This is a genomic window from Kosakonia arachidis (assembly GCF_900116535.1).
Lineage (GTDB): Bacteria > Pseudomonadota > Gammaproteobacteria > Enterobacterales > Enterobacteriaceae > Kosakonia > Kosakonia arachidis.
This window is the reverse complement of record NZ_FPAU01000004.1, coordinates 108,930-132,918: the sequence shown is the minus strand read 5'-3', so window position 1 is coordinate 132,918 and position 23,989 is coordinate 108,930. Positions and strand designations below refer to the sequence as shown.

Below are 23,989 nucleotides of genomic sequence, written 5' to 3'. Positions count from 1 at the left end.
CGGGCAACAAAAAAGGCGCCTTGCGGCGCCTTAGCAATTGTTGTTGCGAACTTAGAACTGGTAAACCAGGCCCACCCCAACGACATTGTCGGTATTGATACCGGCAGAACGGGTGAAGGTGTTGTCGTCCAGCAGGTTGATTTTGTAATCAACATAGGTAGACATGTTTTTGTTGAAATAGTAAGTCGCGCCAACATCGACGTATTTCAGGATATCCTGGTCACCGAAGTTAACGGTACCGGTATTGTTGGAGATATCCTTACCTTTAGATTGCAGGTAAGCGATGGACGGACGCAGACCGAAGTCGAACTGGTACTGTGCAACCACTTCAAAGTTTTGCGCTTTGTTAGCAAAACCGTAGACCGCATCAGAAGAAGAACCAAAACGAGTTGCGTTATAGGTTTGAGAGTACTGTGCCGCCAAATAGATATTGTTGGCATCGTATTTCAGGCCGCCGCTGTACACTTCAGCATGATCGCCTTCGCCGTACAGACCGTCGCTGATTGCATTCTGGTCAGCAGTACGTTTGGAAGAGGACATTGCGCCGCCGACGCTGAAGCCTGCGCCCAGAGCATAGGTCACAGACGCGCCGTAGCCGTCGCCGTTTTCTTCAACCAGGCTGCGACCATTAGAGTTATTTTCGCCGCTGCTGTTTTTACCCTGATACTGCAAGGCAAAATTCAGGCCATCAACCAGACCGAAGAAATCGGTATTACGGTAGGTGGCAACGCCGTTAGCACGTTGTTGCAGGAAGTTATCTGCACCGTAAGTATCGCCGCCGAATTCCGGCAGAACGTCGGTCCAGGACGTTACATCATAAATTACGCCGTAGTTACGACCGTAGTCAAAAGAGCCAGCGTCAGCAACGCGGATACCTGCGAATGCCAGACGGGTCCATGCCTGATCGCTTGAGTTTTCAGTATTGTTAGCCTGAACGTTATATTCCCACTGGCCATAGCCCGTAACCTGATCGTTTACCTGAGTTTCGCCTTTAAAGCCGAAACGCACGTAAGTTTGATCGCCATCGAGGCCTTTGTTGTCAGAGAAATAGTGCAGACCGTCTACTTTGCCGTACAGATCTAATTTGTTGCCATCTTTGTTGTAAACTTCAGCCGCATTCGCTGCGCCTGCTACCAGCAGAGCCGGCACCAGGAGGGACAGAACTTTGACTTTCATTTTATTAACCCTCTGTTATATGCATTTTTATTTGCCACTGCGTACTGATTAACCCTCTAACCAGTTGGCAAATTCATTGTCCTTAAAATAGAAAAATAATCCATCGAGAATATGATACTAAAACTTTGAAGATGTTTCATATTTAATGATAGATGTTTCATTTTGTAAATAAAGGGGAACTTTTTTATAGCACAAATAGCTAATTAATATCGCACAAATAATCAAATAAATTTAAAAATACCATAAAAAACAAACTGTTAAATAAAAAACAAATGATAGCACTGAATGCAAAAACCAAATCGATGATCGTCACTAAAATACATCACGCTATCATCATTAACTTTATTTATTACCGTCATTCGAATCTGAATGTCTGTTTACCCCTCTTATGACCGAATGCCCTGCATTCGGTTTTTTTTTACCTTTATTTACTTAACTTGAATAATAATCTACACATAATAACTATTTGTAACGGTTATTAATTAATCAACAAACGTGCCAGATTTATCTTATTGACTTAACACATTAATTAATTTCTTGTTATTTATTGCGTTCTTTTTGTTCACACCTGAGAAATATTTGTACAATCTCCATATTTTGTACATTTTCCCCGCTTCGTTTAAATGAGGGACAAAAACCCACATCGTGTGAGTAATGGCTGAAAAGAGAGTCTGGAAATTCACTCATTAACCGATATACTGCCTGCAGTACACTGCTCTGCAACACATCTGTTTGTAGTCCGCGCACGACAGGCGGTAGTTACGTATGGCAGCAACATTGTTTCAGCGGATGCTGAGCGTCACCTGCAGTGTTGTCTAACGGGTTACACACAAGAATGAGTCAATCTGACACAATGATTCCTGGCAAATTTTCCCTGATACCGGGCAACATTACCCGTTTCTTCCTCTTATTGATTATTGTCCTGCTGGTAACGATGGGGGTGATGATCCAGAGTGCGGTCAACGCCTGGCTGAAAGATAAGAGTTATCAAATCGTCGATATTACGCATGCCATCCATAAGCGTATCGACACATGGCGGTATGCCACCTGGCAGATCTATGACAATATTGCTGCGGCCCCGGCAAGCACACCGAGCGAAGGTTTACAGGAAACACGCCTGAAACAGGACGTCTATTACCTCGAAAAACCGCGGCGCAAAACGGAAGCGCTAATTTTCGGTTCACACGACAGCTCCACGCTGGAGATGACGCAGCGCATCTCAACGTATCTCGATACACTGTGGGGCGCCGAGACCGTTCCATGGTCGATGTACTATCTGAATGGCCAGGATAACAGCATGATTCTGGTTTCGACGTTGCCTCTTAAAGATCTTACCTCGGGTTTTAAAGATTCTACAATCAGCAATATCGTCGATTCCCGACGCGCAGAAATGTTGCAGCAAGCTAATGCCCTTGATGAGCGCGAAAGCTTTTCTTCCTTGCGCCGTCTGGCCTGGCAGAATGGCCACTACTTTACGTTGCGTACCACGTTTAACCAGCCGGGACATCTGGCGACCGTGGTTGCGTTTGACTTGCCAATTAACGATCTGATCCCACCGGGCATGTCACTGGACAGTTTCCGTCTTGACCCTGATAGCACGCAAAGTGCCACTCGCGGGCAGGATAAAGAGACCACAGATAATGTGAGTGTTAACTTTAATAGCTCGCGTATTGAGATCGCTTCTGCGTTGAACGGTACCGGGCTGCGCCTGGTGTGGCAGGTTCCTTTCGGTACGCTGCTGCTCGACACGCTACAAAACATCCTTTTACCGCTGTTGCTGAATATTGGGCTGCTGGCGCTGGCGCTGTTTGGCTACACCACCTTCCGTCAGCAACCAGGGCGGAAGACGGATAACCTGGCTGCGCCAGGCGCAAACAACGAGCTACGCGTGCTGCGAGCTTTCAACGAAGAGATTGTCTCGCTGCTGCCACTTGGCTTGCTAGTACACGATCAGGAAGCTAACCGAACGGTGCTAAGCAACAAAATAGCCGATCATCTGCTACCACACCTGAATCTGCAAAATATTACCGCCATGGCGGATCAGCACCAGGGCGTTATCCAGGCCACCATAAATAATGAGCTGTATGAAATACGCCAGTTCCGCAGCCAGGTGGCCTCACGTACGCAGATCTTTATTATTCGCGACCAGGACCGCGAAGTGTTGGTCAATAAGAAGCTGAAGCAAGCGCAGCGTCTGTATGAGAAGAATCAACAAGGTCGCGCCACCTTTATGAATAACCTGGCTGACTCGCTGAAACAGCCGGTAAAAGCCCTCGCTGCCGAAGCTGCCGCTCTAGAAAACAAAGAAGGCAATCTCGTTGCCGATCATGCCGACAGACTGGTACAACTGGTGGATGAAATTCAGCTGGCCAATATGCTGGAAAGCGATAGCTGGAAAGGTTCGCCTGCCGTGTTCTCCATTCAGGACCTGATTGATGAAGTGGTGCCGGAAGTTCTGCCAGTGATCAAGCGTAAAGGCCTGCAATTGTTGATCAACAACCCGCTTCCGGCTAACGAGGAGCGCCACGGCGATCGTGACGCGTTACGTCGGATCCTACTGCTTTTGATTCAGTACGCGGTGACGACTACGCAAATGGGTAAAATTACCCTTGAAGTGAATATGGATGAATCCGCCGAGGATCGTTTGACCTTCCGTATTCTGGATACTGGCACAGGCGTAAATACCAGCGAAATTGACAATCTGCACTTCCCGTTCCTTAACGATACACAGAGCGATCAGTACGGAAAAGCGAACGCCCTCACCTTCTGGCTGTGCGATCAGCTAGCCAGAAAACTCGGGGGGCATTTGAATATTAAGGCCAGGGAAGATCTCGGTACCCGCTACTCTTTGCATGTCAGGATGGCTGCCCGCTCATCGCAGGTTGAAAGCGAAGAGAAATTGCTTGATGATGTTGTCGCGATGATTGACATCACTTCGAATGAAATCCGCAATATTGTAGTTCGCCAATTGGAAAATTGGGGAGCAAGCTGTATTTCCCCAGATGAACGTCTTTCAAGTCAAGAATATGATCTCTTTTTGACAGATAATCCGTCTAATCTTACAGCCTCAGGCTTGCTTTTAAGCGATGATGAGGCCGGTGTGCGGAAAATTGGCCCAGGCCAATTGCGCGTTAACTTTAATATGAGCAATGCAATGCAGGGAGCAATATTGCAGCTTATAGAAGAGCAACTGGCGCAGGAAGATGTACCGGAATCGCCATTGGGAGGTGATGAAAACGCGGAACTCCATGCCAGCGGCTATTATGCACTGTTTGTTGACACAGTACCCGATGATGTTAAGAGGTTGTATACTGAATCAGCGTTACGCGATTTCGCTGCGCTGGCGCAGACAGCACACCGCCTGAAAGGTGTGTTTGCTATGCTAAATCTGGTACCTGGTAAGCAGTTGTGCGAAACGCTGGAGCAATTAATTCGTGAAAGCGATGCTCCAGGCATAGAAAATTACATCAGCGACATTGACGCTTACGTCAAGAGCTTGCTGTAGCAAGGTAGCCTAATACATGAACAATATGAACGTAATTATTGCCGATGACCACCCGATTGTACTGTTCGGTATTCGCAAGTCACTGGAACAAATCGAATGGGTTAACGTAGTCGGTGAATTTGAAGACTCTACAGCGCTCATTAATAATCTGCCAAAACTCGAGGCAAATGTTCTGATCACCGACCTGTCAATGCCGGGCGATAAATACGGCGATGGTATTACGCTGATCAAATACATTAAACGCCATTTCCCTGCATTGTCGATTATTGTTCTTACCATGAACAATAACCCGGCAATTCTGAGTGCGGTGCTGGATCTGGATATTGAAGGTATCGTACTGAAACAAGGTGCGCCGACCGACCTGCCGAAGGCTCTGGCCGCGCTACAGAAAGGTAAGAAATTTACCCCTGAAAGCGTTTCTCGCCTGCTGGAAAAAATCAGCGCTGGCGGCTACGGCGACAAACGCCTGTCACCGAAAGAGAGCGAAGTACTGCGTCTGTTTGCAGAAGGTTTTCTGGTAACGGAAATCGCTAAAAAGCTGAACCGCAGTATCAAGACCATCAGTAGCCAGAAGAAATCTGCGATGATGAAACTGGGCGTCGATAACGACATCGCCCTGCTGAACTACCTCTCCTCGGTCACGCTGACCCAGACAGAAAAAGAGTAATCCCCCCAACCCCGGCTTTCGCCGGGGTTCTTTTTTATCCCCTGCTGTTTCTGACTCGTGCGGCATACGTGGCCAGCGTTTGTTTCAGCACATCCAGCGTCACCGGTTTCGACAGGCAACTATCCATACCGGATTCAAGGCAGCGCTGTTTCTCTTCCGCCAGCGCGTTAGCCGTTACGCCAATTACCGGCAGCGTCAGGCCCAACTGGCGAATCCGCTGCGTCAGACGATAACCGTCCATATTCGGCATGTTGACGTCGCTGAGCACAATATCAATCTGATTCTTGCTTAACACGTTTAATGCATCCACCCCATCATTAGCTGTTTTGCATTGATAGCCCAGCGATCCCAGCTGATCGGCAAGTAAACGCCGGTTAATCGGGTGATCGTCAACCACCAGGATCATCATGTCGTCGTTGCGCGATACCTCATTGTCCTCTACGACCTGCGTCGCGGTCTCCTGCGGTTCCACCACCTGTACACGGTAAATGCGTCCCAGCAACGCCAGCAAATCGTGCGGCGCGGCGACGCTGTGTAGCCATTCGCCCGGCACGCGCTCCAGCGGAATACCGATATGGCGGCGGCAGAAAACAATCACCGCCCGCGCACCCGAAGGATGCTCCAGTTCATCGTCGGTAATCAATGTATCCTGATGGCCGAGCACACGCCCGTCGTACTGCATCGTGCGGATGCCATTCCAGTTCAACAAGTTCTGCAAATAGGCCGACAATGAGGCGTTACGCACCGCCAGCCAGCAGCAGGTCTCCGCCAACCCATCGACATCAGCGCACACCGGTACGACCGCATGGTAAAGCGGTATACGAATGGTGAACTGGCTGCCCATACCCGGTTCGGTATCCACCTCAATATCGCCGTCCATCATGTTAATCAGCTTCTCGCAAATCGCCAGCCCCAGGCCGGTGCCCTGGAAATTACGCTGCACCCCGGTCCCGACCTGGAAGAAAGGATCAAACAATCGCACCACTTCTTTAGCGGGGATCCCCACACCAGTATCGCGCACACGTATGCTGAGATAATCCGCATCACGCTTTACATGCAGCACAATACAACCGATGTCGGTGAATTTAATCGCATTGCTCAGTAGGTTTGAGATCACTTGCTGCAAACGCATCGGATCGCCGTTAAGAACCACTGGCACATCCGGCTCGATAAAGCAGTACAGCCCCAGTTGTTTACGCACCACCAGCGGCAGGTAGTTGGCGGTGATATGGCTCATCACTTCGCGTGGGGAAAACTCCCGCGGCTCTATTTTTAACTGCTCAGACTCAATTTTCGAGAAGTCCAGAATATCGCTGATAATTTTCAGCAGCAGGCTTGAAGAGTTATTCATCGCCGTCACCAGTCGGTCGACACCCTTCGGCAGCTCTTTGGTTTGCAGCAGATCGAGATTACCAATAATGCCGTACAGCGGCGTGCGTAACTCATGGCTGACAGTCGCCAGGAACATGGATTTCGACTGGCTGGCCTGTTCTGCCGCCTGTGCCATTTCCTGTAACGACTCCTCCATTTTGACGCGCGCAGAGACATCTACCAGCACACAAATCGCCACGTTTTCATTGCGATAGCGCGAGTGAACAAAGCTGATTTGCAGATTAGTATTGTTGCTGGTCAACACATCAACAAAATTGACCTGCTGGCCGCAGATGATCTGCGTCAGCCGCTGCCGATCTTCATGCGTGAGCATGTTCAGGTAATTGTGCGCCAGTTCATTACTGAGAATATTCGTCCCATCCTGGGTGCGCAGAATACAGATCCCAACTGGCGCAGAGGCGACAATTTTACGGTTGAACTGTTCATGCTCTTCCAGCCGCTGCGCATCGTTTTCCGCCGGGATAAAAATGCGTCGCTCATACATGCGCGCCAGGGTAAACAGCGCCACACCAACCAGCACGTTCAGGAGCACAGCATTGAGGATCAGCATGCGGATGCGTTCCAGTACCATATCGACAGGAACGGAATAGACCACGCTCAATGAGGACGGCGGTAAGCTCTTTTTCAGGATCAACTCGCGGAAACCGGAGGTGTAACCGAACCACGAACGTTCCTGCATCCAGTGCGGATCGGCAACAATGCCGTTGTCCTGGCCGGTCAGCGACATCAACGAGTGCCCACTCTCATCCAGAATAGTGACGCCCATCGGCAGGCTGCCCGGCGTAAAGAAATTCTCCATACGGATTGACTGCTCGGTACCCAGCAACGCCTGGAGACGATTACCAAGATAAACCGGTGTCAGCGCGTAAAAGTAACCGATTCCCGGGCGCGGCCCCTGACTCATCCAGTAGAGATTATTGCTGCGCTCATCCTGCGGCGCATTACGGTATTTTACGATCCGCTCATGCAAACTTTTTAATGTATCGTCACGTTCAACCGGCAGTTCGCGCAGGCCGAAATCTGCCATACACAAATTGTCACTGCCAATCAGAAATACGCGGTTGAGATCGTAGGCGGCTGAAAAATTGTCGCGCCAGTAGCGCATAAACCACGCCAGCGACTCCAGCGAACCACGCCACGAGCCACTCATCGCTGAGCAGTCAGAATCGGGGAACAGCGGTAAAAATGCCGGCACATCGGTTTTATCATCGCGGCTACGCGAGGTGAGGATGCCGTTTTCCGCCGTCAGACGGTTTTCGGCAATGTACTTCAGCTCTTTCATCACATCCGAGGTGCGCTGAATGTAACGCTGCGCCTGATCGGAACTGAGGTTGAATTCCTGACGAATTTCTGACTCTTTGTCGTGCAACGCATTGACGATATAAAACACTGAAAAAAAGGCAATTAACAGCCACAGCAATAGCGCCAGCGCTCTGAATAAATAACGGGAAACTTTCAGGGTACTGCGAAAAGAGACGAGGTATTTCAACCTGGGGAAACTCCGCCACAAGGAAGTTAAAAAAGGGTGTCGTTAAGGTAGCGATAAATCACGAATGCCGCAATGGCAATGAAAAAGGGCCGGGAAACCGGCCCTCTGTGACGCATTACTCGTCGGCGTCATCCGCCGTATCGTCGTCAGTGTCAACTTCCGGCGCAATGTCGTCATCGCCTTCCGCCACGCTGCCGTCGATGGAGTCCAGCTCTTCGTCATCCACCGGTTCGGCGACGCGTTGCAGACCCACTACATTTTCATCTTCCGCAGTACGGATCAGGATCACGCCCTGGGTATTACGGCCCACCACGCTGATTTCGGACACGCGAGTACGCACCAGCGTACCGGCATCCGTGATCATCATGATCTGGTCGCAATCATCTACCTGCACTGCGCCGACCACGGAACCATTACGCTCGGTGACCTTAATGGAAATAACGCCCTGTGTACCACGCGATTTGGTCGGGTACTCGGTTTCAGCGGTACGTTTACCGTAACCGTTCTGTGTGACCGTCAGGATGGCGCCTTCGCCGCGCGGAACAATCAGCGATACCACACTATCCTTTTCCGCCAGCTTGATACCGCGTACGCCGGTCGCCGTACGACCCATTGCGCGCACTGCACCTTCTTTAAAGCGCACCACTTTACCGGCGGAAGAGAACAACATCACTTCGTCGTTCCCGGAGGTCAGATCGACGCCAATCAGTTCATCGCCTTCATTCAGGTTTACGGCAATAATACCGGCAGAGCGCGGACGACTGAACTCGGTAAGCGCAGTTTTCTTCACGGTACCGCTGGCGGTCGCCATAAAGACGTTAACGCCCTCTTCGTATTCACGAACCGGGAGAATAGCCGTTATACGTTCATTCGGCTCCAGCGGCAGCAGGTTAACGATCGGGCGACCACGTGCACCACGGCTTGCTTCCGGCAACTGGTAAACCTTCATCCAGTAGAGACGGCCGCGGCTGGAGAAGCAGAGGATCGTATCGTGAGTGTTAGCCACCAGCAGACGGTCGATAAAGTCTTCTTCTTTAATGCGCGCAGCAGATTTACCTTTACCGCCACGGCGCTGGGCTTCGTAGTCGGTCAGCGGCTGATACTTCACATAGCCCTGATGCGACAACGTAACCACAACATCTTCCTGATTGATCAGGTCTTCGATATTGATATCGGCGGTGTTCGCGGTAATTTCGGTACGACGCTCATCACCAAACTGTTCGCGAATCAGTTCAAGCTCTTCACGAATCACTTCCATCAGGCGATCGGCGCTGCCCAGAATGTGCAGCAGTTCCGCAATCTGTTCCAGCAGCTCTTTGTATTCATCGAGCAGTTTTTCATGCTCAAGGCCGGTCAGCTTCTGCAAACGCAGATCCAGAATCGCCTGCGCCTGCTGTTCGGTCAGGTAGTACTGGCCGTCGCGTACGCCGAACTGAGGCTCCAACCATTCCGGACGGGCGGCATCATCACCAGCGCGTTCCAGCATCGCGGAAACGTTGCCCAGATCCCATGAACGGGCGATTAATCCAGCTTTCGCTTCTGCTGGCGTTGGCGCGCGGCGAATGAGTTCGATAATCGGATCGATGTTGGCCAGGGCAATCGCCAGCGCTTCGAGGATGTGCGCACGATCGCGGGCTTTACGCAGTTCAAAAATTGTACGACGGGTCACCACTTCGCGGCGGTGGCGCACGAATGCAGCAATAATTTCTTTCAGGTTCATGATCTTCGGCTGGCCATGGTGCAGGGCAACCATGTTGATACCGAAGGAAACCTGGAGCTGAGTCTGTGAATAGAGGTTGTTAAGAACGACCTCGCCTACCGCATCGCGCTTCACTTCAATCACGATGCGCATGCCGTCTTTATCAGATTCGTCGCGCAGCGCGCTGATGCCTTCAACGCGTTTGTCTTTGACCAGCTCAGCGATTTTCTCAATCAGGCGCGCTTTGTTCACCTGATACGGAATTTCATGCACGATGATGGTTTCGCGACCGGTTTTCGCGTCAGCTTCCACTTCCGCACGCGCGCGAATGTACACTTTACCGCGACCGGTACGATAGGCCTCTTCAATGCCGCGGCGACCGTTGATGATCGCGGCGGTCGGGAAGTCAGGGCCTGGAATGTGCTCCATCAGCCCTTCAATGCTGATGTCTTCGTTTTCAACGTAGGCCAGACAGCCGTTGATCACTTCGGTCAGGTTGTGCGGCGGAATATTCGTCGCCATACCTACCGCGATACCGGACGAACCGTTGACTAACAGGTTCGGGATTTTGGTCGGCATAACGTCAGGGATCTTTTCCGTGCCGTCATAGTTATCGACGAAATCCACCGTCTCTTTTTCGAGGTCGGCCATCAGCTCATGGGCGATCTTCGACATACGGATTTCCGTATAGCGCATCGCTGCAGCGGAGTCGCCGTCGACCGAACCAAAGTTACCCTGACCATCTACCAGCATGTAACGCAGGGAGAATGGCTGCGCCATACGGACAATGGTGTCATATACGGCAGTATCACCATGAGGGTGGTATTTACCGATTACGTCACCAACGACACGGGCAGATTTTTTATAGGCTTTGTTCCAGTCATTGCCCAATACGTTCATGGCGTAAAGTACGCGACGGTGAACCGGTTTCAGGCCATCTCGGACATCCGGCAGCGCACGGCCAACAATGACCGACATCGCATAGTCCAGATAGGAGCTTTTCAGCTCTTCCTCGATGTTAACCGGTGTAATTTCTCTCGCAAGGTCGCTCATCTAACCGCTATCCCTCTACTGTATCCCGGATTCAAAGGTCGCAAATTATAACACAACCGCTGTGATACGGGTAAATCTATAACTCCCTCGCAAAGGTTTATTCATCCCGTCGGCCTGATATACTCACACGTCTTATTGAGAGAGGAGTAAATGCGCCCATGAATGCCGAAACAACACCGGCCGCTCAGAACGTTGACCACGCTGAAATCGCCAAATTCGAAGCTGTCGCTTCGCGCTGGTGGGATAAAGAGGGGGAGTTTAAGCCCTTGCACCGTATTAACCCGCTGCGTCTGGGCTACATTGGCGAACATGCTGGCGGTCTGTTCGGTAAAAAGGTGCTCGATGTCGGCTGCGGCGGCGGCATCCTGGCGGAGAGCATGGCACAGGAAGGCGCAACGGTGACTGGTCTGGATATGGGCTTTGAACCGCTGCAGGTCGCGCGTCTGCATGCACTGGAATCCGATATGCAGGTCGATTATATCCAGGAAACCGTCGAAGAACATGCCGCGAAACACGCGCAGCAGTATGACGTGGTGACCTGCATGGAGATGCTGGAGCACGTACCCGATCCGCAATCGGTGGTAAAAGCCTGTGCGCAGCTGGTTAAACCGGGCGGCCACGTCTTCTTCTCAACAATTAACCGCAATGGCAAATCCTGGTTGATGGCTGTCGTTGGGGCAGAATATGTGCTGCGCATGGTGCCGAAAGGCACGCACGACGTGAAGAAATTCATCAAACCTGCTGAATTATTAACCTGGATCGATGAGACAGTGCTTCAGGAACGTCATATAACGGGGCTGCATTATAATCCGCTGCTGAATAAATTTACCTTAGGACCGGGAGTGGATGTTAATTACATGTTACACACAACAGCAAAAGATAACTAAGGTCATTAGTTAAAGTTATAAACATTGCGCAGTATCAAGCTGCGCATTTGCCTTTCCCGATGAAGAAATCAGCACTCGATCAAAAATTCATTTTTTTTTGCAAAATGTTGACATCCCCGCCAGGCCTTACGGCATGAGGACTTAGCGTTTATTACGCTTTCGCAACCTCAATTTAACCTCAAAATCAACTCTTGTACTGAAAAGAATCCTTACTAGAATAATCACCATATAGCGTTTCTCTTATCTCAAACCCCCTACATATAGTATTTATCCACAGAGTTAGTCACAGCGACGAACTGTGGATAATGGGGGGATACTTTTATTTCACGGACAGGTAATCACATGAATCAGAGTCTGCTGGTGACAAAACGCGATGGTGGCACTGAGCGCATCAATCTCGACAAAATCCATCGAGTGCTGGATTGGGCGGCAGAGGGGCTGAGTAACGTCTCCATCTCTCAGGTTGAACTGCGCTCACATATTCAGTTTTACGACGGGATCAAAACCTCCGATATTCATGAGACCATCATTAAGGCCGCAGCGGATTTAATCTCCCGCGATGCGCCGGACTACCAGTACCTGGCCGCGCGCCTGGCGATTTTCCACCTGCGTAAGAAAGCTTACGGTCAGTTTGAACCGCCAGCGCTGTACGACCACGTGAAAAAAATGATCGAACTGGGCAAATATGATCATCATCTGCTGGAAGACTACACGGAAGAAGAGTTCAAGCAGATGGACGGTTTTGTCGATCACTGGCGCGATATGAATTTCTCCTATGCCGCCGTAAAGCAGTTGGAAGGGAAATACCTGGTACAGAACCGCGTTACCGGCGAAATCTACGAGAGCGCGCAGTTCCTCTATATTTTGGTTGCCGCCTGCCTGTTCTCGAACTACCCACGCGAAACACGTCTGGACTACGTGAAGCGTTTCTATGATGCGGTATCCACGTTCAAAATTTCGCTGCCGACGCCGATTATGTCTGGCGTGCGTACCCCGACGCGTCAGTTCAGCTCCTGCGTACTGATTGAGTGCGGCGACAGCCTGGATTCCATCAATGCCACCTCCAGCGCAATTGTGAAATACGTTTCCCAGCGTGCGGGTATCGGCATCAACGCCGGTCGCATTCGTGCGCTGGGTAGCCCGATCCGAGGTGGTGAAGCGTTCCATACCGGTTGTATTCCGTTCTACAAGCATTTCCAGACGGCGGTAAAATCCTGCTCGCAGGGCGGTGTACGCGGTGGCGCCGCCACCCTGTTCTACCCTATATGGCATCTGGAAGTCGAAAGCCTGCTGGTACTGAAAAACAACCGCGGCGTGGAAGGTAACCGCGTGCGTCACATGGACTACGGCGTACAGATCAACAAACTGATGTACACCCGTCTGTTGAAAGGTGAAGAGATCACGCTGTTCAGCCCGTCTGACGTCCCAGGTTTGTACGACGCGTTCTTCGCCGATCAGGACGAGTTCGAACGTCTGTACACGCAATATGAGAAAGACGACAGCATCCGTAAGCAGCGCATCAAAGCGGTGGAACTGTTCTCGCTGATGATGCAGGAACGTGCCTCAACGGGCCGTATCTACATCCAGAACGTCGACCACTGCAACACTCACAGCCCGTTCGACCCGAAGGTCGCGCCAGTGCGTCAGTCCAACTTGTGCCTCGAAATCGCTTTGCCGACCAAGCCGTTGGAAGACGTTAACGATGAAAACGGTGAAATCGCACTCTGCACACTGTCTGCTTTTAACCTCGGCGCCATCAAAAACCTCGACGAGTTGGAAGAGCTGGCAACGCTTGCGGTACGCGCTCTCGACGCTCTGCTGGATTACCAGGATTACCCGATCCTGGCCGCCAAACGTGGCGCCATGGGCCGTCGTACACTGGGTATCGGCGTGATCAACTTTGCTTATTGGCTGGCGAAGAACGGCAAACGTTACTCCGACGGCAGTGCCAATAACCTGACGCATCAGACCTTCGAGGCCATTCAGTACTGGCTGCTGAAAGCGTCTAACGAGCTGGCGAAAGAGCAAGGCGCATGCCCGTGGTTCAACGAAACCACCTATTCGCAGGGTATTTTGCCGATCGATACTTACAAGAAAGATCTCGACGCTATTACCAACGAACCGCTGCATTACGACTGGGAAGCACTTCGTGAATCCATTAAAACGCACGGTCTGCGTAACTCGACGCTCTCTGCGTTGATGCCGTCTGAAACGTCATCGCAGATCTCCAACGCCACCAACGGTATCGAACCGCCGCGCGGCCATGTGAGCATCAAGGCGTCGAAAGATGGTATTCTGCGCCAGGTCGTGCCGGACTACGAAAAACTGAGCACCGCTTACGAGCTCCTGTGGGAAATGCCGAACAATGACGGCTATCTGCAACTGGTCGGCATTATGCAGAAGTTTATTGATCAGTCGATCTCGGCGAACACCAACTACGATCCGAACCGTTTCACGTCAGGCAAAGTGCCGATGCAGCAATTACTGAAAGACTTGCTCACCGCCTACAAATTTGGTGTGAAAACGCTCTACTATCAAAACACTCGCGATGGCGCAGAAGATGCCCAGGATGACCTTGTGCCTTCCATCCAGGACGATGGCTGCGAAAGCGGCGCATGTAAGATCTAACGAAGGGGCGGGGAAACCCGCCCTTTTCTTTCGCAAGACAGGACACTTTCATGGCTTACACCACTTTTTCACAGACGAAAAACAATCAGCTACTGGAGCCGATGTTCTTTGGCCAGCCGGTTAACGTGGCGCGCTACGATCAGCAAAAATATGACATCTTTGAAAAGCTGATTGAAAAACAACTCTCCTTCTTCTGGCGTCCGGAAGAAGTTGATGTTTCCCGCGACCGTATCGATTTCCAGGCGCTGCCAGAGCACGAAAAACATATTTTTATCAGCAACCTGAAATACCAGACGCTGCTGGACTCCATCCAGGGGCGTAGCCCGAACGTCGCGCTGCTGCCGCTGATCTCCATTCCGGAACTGGAAACCTGGGTCGAGACGTGGGCATTTTCCGAAACCATCCACTCCCGCTCTTACACCCACATCATCCGCAACATCGTTAACGATCCGGCGGTGGTGTTTGACGATATCGTCACGAACGAGCAGATCCTCAAGCGTGCAGAAGGCATCTCGCATTTCTATGATGAACTGATTGAAATGACCAGCTACTGGCACCTGCTGGGCGAAGGGACACACACCGTGAACGGCAAAACCGTTACCGTGAACCTGCGCGAGCTGAAAAAGAAACTCTACCTGTGCCTGATGAGCGTTAACGCGCTGGAAGCGATTCGCTTCTATGTCAGCTTCGCCTGCTCCTTTGCCTTTGCCGAGCGCGAACTGATGGAAGGTAACGCCAAAATCATCCGCCTGATTGCCCGCGATGAAGCACTGCACCTGACCGGCACTCAGCATATGCTGAATCTGCTGCGCTCTGGCGTTGACGATCCAGAAATGGCAGAGATTGCCGAAGAGTGCAAACAGGCATGCTATGACCTGTTCGTGCAGGCGGCATTACAAGAAAAAGAGTGGGCAGAATACCTGTTCCAGGGCGGTTCAATGATCGGTCTGAACAAAGACATTCTCTGCCAATACGTCGAGTATATTACTAACATCCGCATGCAGGCGGTTGGCCTCGATCTGCCGTTCCAGACGCGTTCAAACCCGATTCCGTGGATCAACACCTGGCTGGTTTCCGATAACGTGCAGGTGGCACCGCAGGAAGTGGAAGTCAGTTCCTACCTTGTCGGTCAGATTGATTCTGAAGTCGATACCGACGATTTGAGCAGCTTCCAGCTCTGATGAGCCGCGTAACGCTGCGCCTTTCCGGCACCGAGGTGCTGTGCCGGGATGAGCACCCTTCCCTGCTGGTGGCACTGGAGTCACAGCAGGTGGAGGTGGAGTACCAGTGCCGCGAAGGCTACTGCGGTTCCTGTCGCTGTCGTCTGGTAGCAGGTCAGGTTGACTGGATTGCCAGGCCGCTGGCCTTCGTTAACGAAGGTGAAATTTTGCCCTGCTGCTGCCGGGCGAAAGGCGATATTGAGATAGAGATGTAAAAAAGGGCCTTCACTGGCCCTTTTGTTTTATTTTGCCTTCAAAAACTGCACCGCTTTATCGGGAAAATCGGTGAACAGACCATCCACGTCCGCCTGTTTGTATAAGACGTTATAGAGCTGATTAACATCGCTGGCATATGGCGGAAGCTGATCCGCACGGACGGTAAAAGGATGCACCTGCAAATGATTTTCATGCGCCTCTTTTACCATCTGCGTTAGCTTCACGTTGCCCGGTGTAGAGCCCTTAGCCACCAGCATATGGTAATCCGGGCCAATCCCGTCGGCATACTGCGCAATCTGCCGCATCGCACCGGGTTGCAGCATCCAGTCATAGTTGTAATTCACCCATTTACCCTCCGACTGTTTTTGCTGGGTTTCATGCCATTTGGTATAGGCAATCAGTTGCACCAGATTGAGATCCATTCCCATCTTCGGCTCCAGCTCATGTTTAATGCGCTTCAGCTCATCGGCATCAAAACATTGCAGGTAGACTTTGTCTTTTTTGCTGGTGTAACCGTACTTTTTCAGCACTTCCAGCGTTTTCGCGGCAATGTCCTTACCTTCCTGATGATGGAACCACGGCGCTTTGATTTCTGGGTAGATACCAACATTTTTGCCAGTGGAGTGGTTCAAGCCCTGCACAAACTCAATCTCTTCAGCAAAGGTATGAATGCGGAATTCCGATTTGCCCATCGGGAAACGTCCCGGAAAAAGTTGCACTTTCTTGCCGTTTTCCACATCGAAGCCTTCGGTAAACTTCAGCGAACGGATTTCGTCTAGCGTAAAGTCGATGGCGTAAAAGCGGCCATCTTTACGGGCGCGCTGCGGAAAACGCTCCGCCACATCGGTCACGCGATCCAGATAATGATCGTGCAGAACAACCAACTGGTCGTCTTTGGTCATCACCAGATCCTGCTCGAGATAATCAGCACCCTGCGCATAGGCCATCGCTTTGGCCGGTAATGTATGCTCCGGCAGATAGCCGCTTGCGCCACGATGGGCAATCACGATTTTCTCTTCCGCCAGCGCATGGCTGGCAAATAAACCGGCCAGCAGCAGGCCGGTTGTGATGCGGGTAAATGTGGTTTTCATCTGCTCTTCCTTTTACTGACGGCGCGTCAGTATCTCAGCATGGTGACGTTTTTCGCCCAGCATCACGATAATCAGCAACAAAACGGCGAGAATACTGCCGCCGATCATCACCATAAAACCGCCATCCCAGCCGAAGAAATCAACGGTATAACCGACAATGGCGCTGGCGGCGACAGAACCGCCGAGGTAGCCAAATAAGCCGGTAAACCCGGCTGCCGTACCCGCCGCTTTTTTCGGTGCCAGTTCCAGCGCATGCAGGCCAATCAGCATCACCGGGCCATAAATCAGGAAACCAATGACGATCATACAGACCATATCTACCGTCGGATTGCCTGCCGGGTTCAGCCAGTAAACGATAGTCGCGATCGTCACCAAAGTCATAAAGAACACGCCGGTCGCGCCGCGATTGCCACGGAACACTTTGTCCGACATCCAGCCGCAGAGCAGCGTGCCGGGAATACCGGCGTACTCATACAGAAAATAGGCCCACGAGGATTTATCCAGCGCGAAGTGCTTCACTTCTTTCAGGTAAGTTGGCGACCAGTCGAGAATACCGTAGCGCAACAGGTACACGAACACATTAGCCACGGCGATATACCACAACAGCTTGTTCGGCAGAATGTACTGCATAAAAATCTGCTTCGCCGACAGCTCTTCTTCGTGCTTGTCGCTGTAATCGTCCGGGTAGTCGTTTTTGTACTCTTCAATCGGCGGCAAACCGCACGATTGCGGGGTATCACGCATCAGTGCAAAGGCGATAATCGCTACCAGAATCGCACCAAAGGCTGGCATATACAGCGCCGCATGCCAGTCGTTAAACCAGGCCATCCCCAGCAAAAACAGCAGTGGCGGAATGCCGCCGCCAACGTTATGCGCACAGTTCCACACAGAAACAATGCCACCACGTTCCTTCTGTGACCACCAGTGCACCATAGTACGTCCGCACGGCGGCCACCCCATTCCCTGGAACCAACCGCATAAAAAAAGCAGCACAAACATGGTCATAATGCTTGAGGTTGCCCATGGCACAAAGCCCATAAACAGCATCACGGCGGCAGCAAGAATCAGCCCGGTAGGCAGAAACATGCGCGGATTCGAACGATCCGATACCGAGCCCATGATGAATTTTGAAAAACCGTAGGCAATCGAGATACCCGACAGCGCGAACCCCAGATCGCCACGGGAGAACCCCTGTTCAACGAGGTATGGCATGGCCAGGGCAAAGTTTTTACGTACCAGATAGTAGGCAGCGTAACCAAAAAAAATACCGAGGAAAATTTGCCAGCGCAGTCGCCGGTACAGCGGGTCGATTTGTGCATCCGGCAGACGCGAAAGATGGGGTGCGGGTTTAAAAATACTCAACATAGCGGCCTCCGTGGCTCGGTGAAACTCATTTCGTTCAGTAATGAGTGAAAACGAACATGACAAAAGTTATTCGCGGCGAATTGTAGAGAAAGTTTTACGTAGAGAAAACATGTCGTCGCAATTAATGTTACAGAAATATGACAAGAGTCTAATTCCACGCATGAAAGCGCTTTTCACTTTCGTTATTTGCTCGAATATGCGCGATATCAAACAAACCATACTTATAATGTGGCTAAATGGTTGTATCTGAAAGTCACCCACAGGGACGCCAGGATGCATAACTCTCCTGATTATGATGTGATCATTATTGGCGGCGGAGCTACCGGTGCCGGGATAGCCCGTGATTGCGCCCTGCGCGGACTGCGCGCGGTACTGATCGAACGTCACGATATCGCTACCGGTGCAACCGGTCGCAACCATGGGCTGCTGCATAGCGGCGCACGCTATGCGGTCACCGATAATGAATCTGCGCGCGAATGTATTGCAGAGAACCAAATCCTCAAACGCATTGCCCGCCACTGCGTTGAACCCACCGATGGTCTGTTCATTACGCTGCCGGAGGATGATTTGGTCTATCAACGCCAGTTTATAGATTGCTGCCAGCAGGCTGGCATTCCGGCACAGGCGATTTCGCCGCAGGAAGCGCGGCAGTTAGAACCGAGCGTTAACCCAATACTGCTTGGCGCCGTACGCGTACCGGATGGGACGGTTGATCCCTTCCGCCTGACCGCCAGCAATATGCTGGATGCGCGTGAGCACGGAGCAAAAATCCTTACCGGCCACGAAGTGTGCGGATTGATTCGCCATGGCGATCGCGTGAGTGGCGTTAATCTCTGGCATCCTGCCAGCGGCGAAAATCTGCAGCTTTACGCGCCGGTAGTGGTGAACGCCGCCGGGATCTGGGGCCAGCGCATCGCGGAATATGCCGATCTGCGCATTCGCATGTTCCCCGCCAAAGGCGCGTTATTAATTCTCGATCACCGAATCAATCAGCGGGTTATTAACCGCTGCCGCAAACCTGCCGATGCCGATATTCTGGTGCCTGGTGACACCATTTCGCTGATCGGTACCACCTCCACGCACATTGATTACGCCGATATCGATAACGTCCGCGTGACGCCAGAAGAGGTGGATATTTTACTGCGCGAAGGGGAAAAACTGGCGCCGGTCATGGCGCAAACGCGCATTCTGCGCGCCTATGCGGGTGTGCGTCCACTGGTAGCCAGCGACGACGATCCGAGCGGTCGCAATGTCAGCCGCGGCATTGTGCTGCTGGATCATGCGCAGCGCGACGGGCTGGAAGGGTTTATCACCATTACGGGCGGTAAACTAATGACTTACCGCCTGATGGCCGAATGGGCAACGGACGCTGTCTGCCGTAAGCTGAACCACAGCGCAACCTGCACCACCGCCTCCACACCGCTGCCAGGCTCACGGGAATCAACCGAACAAACGCTGAAAAAAGTCATCTCACTGCCAACGCCACTGCGCGGTTCTGCGGTTTATCGTCACGGCGATCGCACGCCTGGCTGGCTCGGCAGCGATCGTCATAACCGCAGCCTGGTCTGCGAATGTGAAGCCGTGACGGCGGGCGAAGTGCAGTACGCCGTGGAAAACCTGAATGTCCATTCGCTGCTCGATTTGCGCCGCCGCACACGCGTCGGCATGGGCACCTGCCAGGGTGAGTTATGTGCCTGTCGCGCCGCCGGGTTGTTAAACCGTCTGCATGTTACCAGCGAAACCGAGTCTCTCAGCCAGTTGAACGATTTCCTTAATGAGCGCTGGAAAGGTGTGAAACCGGTGGCCTGGGGCGATGCCCTGCGTGAAAGCGAGTTCACTCGTTGGGTTTACCAGGGATTATGTGGTCTGGAAAAGGAGGCAGAAGATGAGATTTGATACGGTCATCATAGGCGGCGGGCTGGCAGGATTGCTGTGCGGCATTCGCCTGAGTGAAAGCGGGCAGCGCTGCGCGATTATCAGCCGGGGCCAGAGCGCACTGAGTTTCTCTTCCGGCTCGCTGGATCTGCTCTCCTTTCTGCCGGACGGACAACCGGTTACCGACATCGACAGTGCGATTACCTTACTGGAGCAACAGCACGGTGCGCATCCTTACGCGCTGCTGGGAGCGAAAGCGGTGCGTCGCTACGCGCAACAGGCACAAACCCTGCTCGCCGACTGTAATCTGACGTTGGAAGGCGAGATTGAAACACCACATCAACGCGTAACGCCGCTGGGCACGTTTCGCCGCGCCTGGCTTAGTCCGCAGGAAGTACCGCGCAAAACAGAGGCGCAACAGCAAACTGCGGTAGTCGGTATTAGTGGATTTCTTGATTTTCAGCCGCAGCTGGCAGCAGGCGCGTTGCGTAAACGCGGCATCGATGCTCATGCAGAAGAGATTGAACTGCCTGCGCTGGACAGGCTGCGCGATAACCCCAGCGAGTTCCGCTCGGTGAATATTGCCCGCCTGCTGGATGCTCCGGAACACTATAGCGAACTGTATGACGCGCTGCTTCCGCTCAGCCAACAATACGGGATGCTCTGGCTGCCCGCCTGCTTCGGCCTGACGGACAACCACGTATTTACACAACTGAATAAACAATTAGCCTGCCCACTGCGCCTACTGCCGACGCTGCCACCATCCGTACCGGGAATGCGTATGCAGTCATTGTTGCAGCAGCGTTTTATTCAACAAGGCGGGAGCTGGATGCCTGGCGACGATGTGTTGCGTGCCGACATCAGCCACAACCATGTCACACAGCTCTGGACCCGTAAGCATGAAGACATCCCGCTGCGCGCACGCCACGTCGTGCTTGCCAGCGGCAGCTTCTTCAGTAATGGCCTGATCGCCGGGCGCGATCGCGTGCGGGAGGCAGTTTTTGATCTTGATGTCATGCAGAGCGACAAGCGCAGCGACTGGTATTGCGACGATGTGTTTGACAGCCAGCCATGGCAGCAATTTGGCGTCCGGACCGACGCACAACTGCGCGGCATGTATCAGGGCGCTGTCGTGGATAATCTTTATATCATTGGTTCGGTACTGGGCGGGTTCGATGCCGTTGCCCAGGGATGCGGCGGCGGGGTTTGCGCCGTAACGGCGCTGCATGCTGCGCAGCAGATCATTGCACAGGGAGGAGAACAATGAACAGCACGCAGTTCGAAAGCTGTATTAAATGCACTGCATGTACCACTGCATGCCCGGTCAGCCGGGTCAATCCCAATTATCCGGGTCCAAAACAAGCCGGCCCCGATGGTGAAAGGCTGCGTCTGAAAGATGCCGCGCTGTATGACGATGCGCTGAAGTATTGCACCAACTGTAAACGCTGTGAAACCGCCTGCCCTTCCGGGGTGAAGATTGGCGACATTATTCAGCGCGCCCGTGTCCAGTACGCGGAAAAACCGTTCTCGCTGCGTAATGCCATACTCAGCCATACGGATTTGATGGGCTCGCTGTCAACGCCGTTTGCTCCGCTCGTCAACACCGCTACAGCGTTAAAGCCGGTACGTCAGTTGCTTGATAAGACGCTGAAAATCGATCACCACCGCACGCTGCCCAAATACTCTCACGGCACTTTTCGCCGCTGGTATCGTAGCATCGCCGTGCAACAACGGGCATTTCCTCAACAGGTCGCGTTTTTTCACGGCTGCTATGTCAATTACAACCATCCGCAGTTGGGCAAAGATCTCATCCGCCTGCTGAACAACATGGGGATTGGTGTACAGTTATTACAGCGGGAAAAATGTTGTGGCGTGCCGCTGATTGCCAATGGCTTCTTCGCAAAAGCGAAAAAACAGGCGCAATTCAATGTGCAGTCGCTGACGCAGACCATTGGCGAGCAAGGCTTACCGGTGATCGCCACCTCCTCCACCTGCGCTTTCACCCTGCGCGATGAGTATCCGCATCTGTTGGATGTGGATAACAGTCATGTGCGCTCACACATCGATCTGGCGACGCGCTGGATCTGGCGTATGCTGGATGAAGGGAAGAAGCTGACGCTGCGTGAGACACCGCTGAAGGTGGTCTATCACACCCCATGTCATATGGAAAAAATGGGCTGGACGCACTATACGCTGGAGCTTCTGCGGCGCATTCCGGGGCTGGAACTGACGGTGCTGGACTCGCGCTGTTGCGGTATCGCTGGCACATACGGTTTTAAAAGTGAGAATTACACGACGTCGCAGGCCATTGGCGCGCCGCTGTTTGCCCAGATTGAGGCCAGCGGCGCCGACCTGGTGGTGACGGATTGTGAAACCTGTAAATGGCAGATTGAGATGTCCACCAGCAAGCGCTGCGAACACCCCATCACGCTGCTGGCGCAAGCATTAGGGTAACGGCGAGCCGTTACCCTTTCTTTCGGAATTACACCGACAGGGTTTCGACGACATTGATCCAGCCGTGATCGCTGGCCAGATCTTTACCTTCCAGCCAGCGGCGCAGGATATTGAGCGCCATCATCGCACACACTTCCTGGCGCACTACCAGGCCATGGCGATTGGTGTTGAAATTCACCCGCAGCGCCTGCGTCCCTTCCGGCGTGGCAAGCGCAAAGTTAAGGTGATCCTCTTCCAGGCCAGTAACGGTCAGCGCTAGCCCGGCAAGATGCCGGTTGCGCAGTTCGGTCGTCCAGCGTGCGCTTTGCGCCAGTGCTTCCGCCTGCGACGGCAATACTTCGCTGGCCAGCAACGGCGCACCGGCCCGGGAAAGTTGCAGCGCGACCAGACCACCGGTGAACTGCTCGCTCAGGGTCAGGCTGAGCTGACGCTCGCGCAGCCGCGTGGCAAGCAGCGCCGGTAAGCCGATAGTACCTTCAAAAATCAGGCTCTCTCCGGCAACACGTTTCACCTGTGTCCATATGGTTTCCATTGCCGCGCGATGCTCCGCCGGACCGGTCAGCTTCAGTTCAATAATCGGCATCGATGAGCGGTAGCCCATCACTACGCCTTCTGGTAATTCGAGGTGCGCCAGGCTTTGCGCCAGATCGCTTTCTGAGCGGCCAAAGGTGGTCAGACGCAGACAAATTGGCGGCTCTGGCAGCGTAAAGCGCGCACGCAGACGCGGCAGGATTTCATGCTCGACCATCACTCTGAACTCAGACGGTACGCCGGGAGTAAAGAACATCAGACAGCGGTTGAACTGTACCGCAAAGCCGCATGCGGTGCCGACCGGATTATCTATCAATTCCGCGCTGGCCGGTATTTCCGCCTGTTTGCGGTTGCTGGGTGCCATCACGCGGCCACGTTCACTGAAAAAACGCTCCATTTGCGCCAGCCAGGCTTTGTGCAGAACAAGTTCTTCGCCTTTGGCCGTTGCCGCCGCCAACGCACTCAGATCGTCGCTGGTTGGCCCAAGACCACCGTTTACAATCAGCACATCCGCGTGTTCGCTGCGTTCACGCAGAATGGCAACCAGATCATTGAGATTATCGCCGACGGTGTTGCGGCGCGTTAACGGCAGTCCCTGATTAAAGAAAAAGTCCGCCAGCCATGCCGCGTTGGTATCCACAATCTGACCATGCAGCACTTCATCGCCGGTGGACAGCATCTCCACGTTTAACATTGTTATCTCCAGCAATCGAGGTTGAAACACTATAACGCATGTGCATG

The 23,989-nt window shown here is 52.6% G+C and carries 15 protein-coding genes; 9 read left to right on the top strand and 6 right to left on the bottom strand.

The features are described 5' to 3' along the window. Positions 1-51: 51 nt before the first annotated feature. The gene (locus BM427_RS15570; RefSeq protein WP_090122995.1) at positions 52-1,176 is read right to left on the bottom strand and encodes a porin OmpC; all 1,125 of its coding nucleotides are present in this window, start codon (positions 1,174-1,176) and stop codon (positions 52-54) included. A gap of 835 nt (positions 1,177-2,011) precedes the next feature. On the opposite strand from BM427_RS15570, the gene rcsD reads away from it, so the two are divergent. Beyond that, entirely contained in the window at positions 2,012-4,681 is a 2,670-nt protein-coding gene (gene rcsD / locus BM427_RS15565; RefSeq protein WP_090122993.1) for a phosphotransferase RcsD, read from the top strand. Positions 4,682-4,697: 16 nt separating this feature from the next. Further along, on the top strand, positions 4,698-5,348 hold the full coding sequence (rcsB, locus tag BM427_RS15560) for a response regulator transcription factor RcsB (RefSeq protein ID WP_007371125.1): 651 nt from the start codon (positions 4,698-4,700) through the stop codon (positions 5,346-5,348). 34 nt (positions 5,349-5,382) lie between these two features. Here rcsB and rcsC read toward each other — a convergent pair whose 3' ends face one another. Next, the gene (gene rcsC, locus BM427_RS15555) at positions 5,383-8,229 is read right to left on the bottom strand and encodes a two-component system sensor histidine kinase RcsC (RefSeq protein WP_090122991.1); all 2,847 of its coding nucleotides are present in this window, start codon (positions 8,227-8,229) and stop codon (positions 5,383-5,385) included. A gap of 115 nt (positions 8,230-8,344) precedes the next feature. Then, positions 8,345-10,981 (bottom strand): DNA topoisomerase (ATP-hydrolyzing) subunit A, encoded by a 2,637-nt coding sequence (gene gyrA / locus BM427_RS15550; protein WP_090122990.1) that lies wholly within the window; start codon positions 10,979-10,981, stop codon positions 8,345-8,347. A gap of 158 nt (positions 10,982-11,139) precedes the next feature. Here gyrA and ubiG point away from each other — a divergent pair, with 158 nt between their 5' ends. The 4 genes from ubiG (at position 11,140) to yfaE (ending at position 15,931) form a co-directional block, all read left to right on the top strand. Beyond that, the gene (ubiG, locus tag BM427_RS15545) at positions 11,140-11,868 is read left to right on the top strand and encodes a bifunctional 2-polyprenyl-6-hydroxyphenol methylase/3-demethylubiquinol 3-O-methyltransferase UbiG (RefSeq protein ID WP_090122988.1); all 729 of its coding nucleotides are present in this window, start codon (positions 11,140-11,142) and stop codon (positions 11,866-11,868) included. 342 nt (positions 11,869-12,210) lie between these two features. Next, positions 12,211-14,496, top strand: a complete 2,286-nt coding sequence (gene nrdA / locus BM427_RS15540) for a class 1a ribonucleoside-diphosphate reductase subunit alpha (RefSeq protein ID WP_090122986.1) — start codon at positions 12,211-12,213, stop codon at positions 14,494-14,496. A 50-nt stretch (positions 14,497-14,546) separates the two neighbouring features. Then, a complete protein-coding gene (gene nrdB / locus BM427_RS15535; protein WP_090122984.1) occupies positions 14,547-15,677 on the top strand; it encodes a class Ia ribonucleoside-diphosphate reductase subunit beta in 1,131 nt (376 codons plus the stop codon). Next, a complete protein-coding gene (gene yfaE / locus BM427_RS15530; protein WP_090122983.1) occupies positions 15,677-15,931 on the top strand; it encodes a class I ribonucleotide reductase maintenance protein YfaE in 255 nt (84 codons plus the stop codon). The genes nrdB and yfaE overlap by 1 nt, the downstream gene beginning before the upstream one ends. Before the next feature lie 27 nt (positions 15,932-15,958). Here yfaE and glpQ read toward each other — a convergent pair whose 3' ends face one another. Next, positions 15,959-17,023: a glycerophosphodiester phosphodiesterase gene (gene glpQ, locus BM427_RS15525; RefSeq protein WP_090122981.1), complete on the bottom strand. Its 1,065-nt coding sequence runs from the start codon at positions 17,021-17,023 to the stop codon at positions 15,959-15,961. Between the two features lie 12 nt (positions 17,024-17,035). Then, positions 17,036-18,388 (bottom strand): glycerol-3-phosphate transporter, encoded by a 1,353-nt coding sequence (glpT, locus tag BM427_RS15520; RefSeq protein WP_090122979.1) that lies wholly within the window; start codon positions 18,386-18,388, stop codon positions 17,036-17,038. A gap of 273 nt (positions 18,389-18,661) precedes the next feature. On the opposite strand from glpT, the gene glpA reads away from it, so the two are divergent. Genes glpA through glpC form a run of 3 tightly spaced genes read left to right on the top strand, consistent with a single transcriptional unit; the run spans position 18,662 to position 22,717 of the window. Then, on the top strand, positions 18,662-20,284 hold the full coding sequence (glpA, locus tag BM427_RS15510; protein ID WP_090122975.1) for an anaerobic glycerol-3-phosphate dehydrogenase subunit A: 1,623 nt from the start codon (positions 18,662-18,664) through the stop codon (positions 20,282-20,284). Further along, the gene (glpB, locus tag BM427_RS15505; RefSeq protein ID WP_090122974.1) at positions 20,274-21,530 is read left to right on the top strand and encodes a glycerol-3-phosphate dehydrogenase subunit GlpB; all 1,257 of its coding nucleotides are present in this window, start codon (positions 20,274-20,276) and stop codon (positions 21,528-21,530) included. Before glpA ends, glpB begins: the two co-directional genes overlap by 11 nt. Continuing rightward, the gene (gene glpC / locus BM427_RS15500) at positions 21,527-22,717 is read left to right on the top strand and encodes an anaerobic glycerol-3-phosphate dehydrogenase subunit GlpC (protein ID WP_090122972.1); all 1,191 of its coding nucleotides are present in this window, start codon (positions 21,527-21,529) and stop codon (positions 22,715-22,717) included. Before glpB ends, glpC begins: the two co-directional genes overlap by 4 nt. A gap of 28 nt (positions 22,718-22,745) precedes the next feature. Here the strand turns inward: glpC and BM427_RS15495 are convergent, their stop codons facing one another. After that, positions 22,746-23,942: a nicotinamide mononucleotide deamidase-related protein YfaY gene (locus BM427_RS15495; protein WP_090122970.1), complete on the bottom strand. Its 1,197-nt coding sequence runs from the start codon at positions 23,940-23,942 to the stop codon at positions 22,746-22,748. Positions 23,943-23,989: the final 47 nt, after the last annotated feature.